The sequence below is a fragment of the Neisseria sp. P0021.S005 genome, from assembly GCF_051956955.1.
In genome coordinates, this window is sequence record NZ_JBQCWY010000361.1 from 1 (window position 1) to 3,120 (window position 3,120).

Consider the following 3,120-nt stretch of genomic DNA (forward strand, 5'->3'; position numbering starts at 1 on the left):
CGGTTGCGGAAGCCTTCCTCCCCTTCCATCTCAAAAATGGTCGGAATGGATACGCCCGAAGAAGCGCAGATTTCGTAGTCGCTGTCGTAAAACGGGCATTCAAACATTTGGGCAAGCTGCTTGCCCAAAGTGGTTTTGCCCGCGCCCATCAGCCCGATTAAGATTAAATTGCCGTTGATTTTTTCCATGTGGGTCATTTTATACGATATGGTGGTTTCGTGGAAAAGTTCGTCGTTTTTCAGACGGCCTTTTCATCTCAGGCCGTCTGAAAACGAAAACAGGCATACCTTTGCAGATATGCCTGTTTGTCATTCTAAAATCAATAACGCAGATTGTTACCCACATTATCCATAATGCGCGGCGTGATGAAGATCAACAGCTCACGGCGGTTTTCACGTTTGCCGCGTGATTTGAACAGATTGCCGACAACAGGAATATCGCCCAAAACAGGGACTTTGTTCACTGCATTGGTGCTTTCTTCCTCATAAATACCGCCGACAATCAGCGTACCGCCATCTTCAACCATGGCTTGGGTATTCAAGTGTTTGGTGTTGATACACTTGGTTGTCAGAGAATCCACGGTACAGTCGATCGGGGTATCTCGATTAATCTTCACAGTCATGATGATTTGACCGTCAGGCGTAATATTCGGCGTTACGGTCAAGCCCAAAACGGCTTTCTTGAAGGTAATCGAAGTCGCACCACTGGAAGAAGCCTCTTGATAAGGAATTTCCGTACCGGATTCAATTTTGGCTTCTTTGCGGTCTTGTGTCAGCACGCGCGGATTGGAAATGGTTTTGCTCTTACCTTGTTCTTCAGACGCGCTGATTTCCAAACCCAATGCACCGGATGAGAACGCACGCACCAGCGCAATGCTGTTGACTGCGGCTGCGGTCGGCAGACTGACGTTCGGATCCAAAGTCCATGTGCGGTAGCCTACGTCGCCACGGTTAAATGAGGCATTGGTATTGTAGTTGGTTTGTGCATTGCTCCAGTTGCTACCCCATGCGTTACGGCCACTTGCACCACCGGAACCGAATTTAACGCCCAAGTTGCGGAAGAAGGTATCTTCTGCTTCCACAATGCGCGCTTCCACCATCACTTGACGGGTTGGAACGTCCAATTCATCAATCAGTTTGCGGAATTTCTCAATCACGCCGCGGTTGTCGGTCACGATCAGCGTATTGGTGGCCGGATCGATTAAGGCGCTGCCTCGGTTGCTCAACAGAGTGTTGCGGGTATTGGAATTATTGCTGTCGTATTCTTCCAAACGCAGAATTTTGCGGAATTCTTCCACGTTTTTGTATTTCAACTGGAAGGTTTGAGAATACAGCGGGCCCAATTCGGCAATCTCTTTTTCCGCCTGCAAGAAGGCTTTGTCTTTTGCCAACAATTCATCGCGAGGTGCGATATTGATGATGTTGCCTTGACGGCGCATATCCAAATTGCGCGCCTGCATGACCAAGTCTAAAGCCTGATCCCAAGGCACATCTTTCAAGGACAGGGTCATGGTGCCTTTGACGGTATCGCTGGCAACAATATTCACGCCGGACTCTTTCGCCAAAATCTGCAAAATGGTACGGACTTCTACATCTTGGAAGTCCAAGGAAATTTTACGGCCTTTAAACGATTTGTTTGCATTTTGGTTCAAGCCGCCGGATTCGGTATTGGCGGCTTTAGGCGATACTTCAAATACAAAACGGCCGGAAGAGGCTTTGGTATTAATGTCCCAATTCGCATTACTGTTGCGGATAATGAGCTGGGTAGAATTGCCGATACGTTTGAGCGTAACGTTTTGTACAGGCGTATTGAAGTCAGCCACATCCAAACTGCGTTGCGCTTGTGTCGGCAGCGTATGGTTTTTCAAGGTAACAACCACGCGGTCGCGCTGCTGTTTAATGTCCGGCTGTCCGCTGAAACCTGGGGCGGACAATTCAATAATGCCGGAATTGCGTGCGCCTTTGCGGAAATCAATATTGGCTGCTGAAACGGCTTGATAAGTCTGAGCAGCGCGCGCGGTAGACGGCGTAGCCGCACGTTCATTTGCAACGGCTGCATTGGTTTGGTCAGTAGATTCGTTTACAAACACCCAAACTTCGTTGCCGCGAATCTCAGTATTGTATTGGCTGATTTTGTTCAAACCCAAAACCACGCGTGCGCGGTCATTGTTTTGTGCCGCAGTAATTTGATTCAGCAATGGGTCGGCATATTCCAAAACAGGCTGAGGCAAACGGATATTGGTGTTGGCAAAATCCAATGCGATACGCGCCGGAGTAGATGTTACAAAACCATGAGGTGTAGTGACGTCTTTGTCGAAACGGATTTTGATAATTTTTTGGTTGTCAGGCAAAGTGGAAACGTTGATATCGGTAATATTGCCTGCAAAGGCCGTCTGAACAGCGAGGGCAACGCTGAAGCCGGCAAATAATTTTGTCATGTGCTTGGTTTTCATAATCGAGTGAGACCCCTAAATTAATTTGAATTCGAACTATCTGAGCTATTGGAAGAATCCGCCTCTTTACTGTTCAATGGCAATTCGGCCTTCCGGTACACCCAGTTGCCGTAGCTGTCTTCAACTTGCTCGGTCAAGATAATTTTATCTTCGGTAATACTTTGGATTCTGCCGTAATTCTGACCGATGTAGTTTCCGGGATAAACGGTATAAACATGGTCGTTGACCTTGATAAATCCGGAAACTTTGCCGCCGCTTTGCAGCGTTCCGACAAAGGCCATATTTTCCAAACTGAAGGCTTCCAATGTTTCTTTCGGACGGTTCACATCCGGCGCATTGCCGCCTTTAGGGGCAGTGTCCAAACGGCGTGAATCAAACGCATTCATGCCTTTAAAGTTCGGCGGGTTATACGGCTTAGGCAATGTAACCGTCGGCTCTTCAAACGGAATAATCTTGGATTTTGCTTCCTGACGGGTTTGCGTCATCCATTGAGTCAAATCTTCATAGCTTTGCGTACAGGCTGCCAAGGGAAGAAGACTTAAGAGTAAGATGATTTTTTTCATGATTTCCCTATTCTTTTATTTTTGCTCATTCTCGGCAGGTTTGCCTTCTTCTTGTGCCTGTTGCGCAGCCAATTCGGCAGCAATCTCTTCGGCCGGACGTGCTTT

At 47.7% G+C, this 3,120-nt stretch carries 3 protein-coding genes; all 3 read right to left on the reverse strand.

Annotation, left to right across the window (positions count from 1 at the left end; translation table 11 throughout):
- The coding region (locus tag ACTHUE_RS14180) for a shikimate kinase (RefSeq protein WP_440423801.1) at positions 1–188 on the reverse strand (188 nt) is incomplete at its 3' end.
- A gap of 131 nt (positions 189–319) precedes the next feature.
- Positions 320–2,452, reverse strand: coding sequence for a type IV pilus secretin PilQ (pilQ, locus tag ACTHUE_RS14185; protein ID WP_049336963.1), 2,133 nt, complete (start codon positions 2,450–2,452; stop codon positions 320–322).
- Positions 2,453–2,472: 20 nt separating this feature from the next.
- Positions 2,473–3,015 carry a pilus assembly protein PilP gene (locus ACTHUE_RS14190; RefSeq protein WP_049336962.1) on the reverse strand — a complete coding sequence of 181 codons (543 nt, stop codon included), beginning with the start codon at positions 3,013–3,015 and terminating at the stop codon, positions 2,473–2,475.
- Between the last annotated feature and the right edge of the window lie 105 nt (positions 3,016–3,120).

Bases quoted from the DNA above. Each gene is read 5' to 3' on its own strand.
- pilQ (WP_049336963.1), bottom strand. From the start codon at position 2,452: ATGAAAACCAAGCACATGACAAAATTATTTGCCGGCTTCAGCGTTGCC.
- ACTHUE_RS14190 (WP_049336962.1), bottom strand. From the start codon at position 3,015: ATGAAAAAAATCATCTTACTCTTAAGTCTTCTTCCCTTGGCAGCCTGT.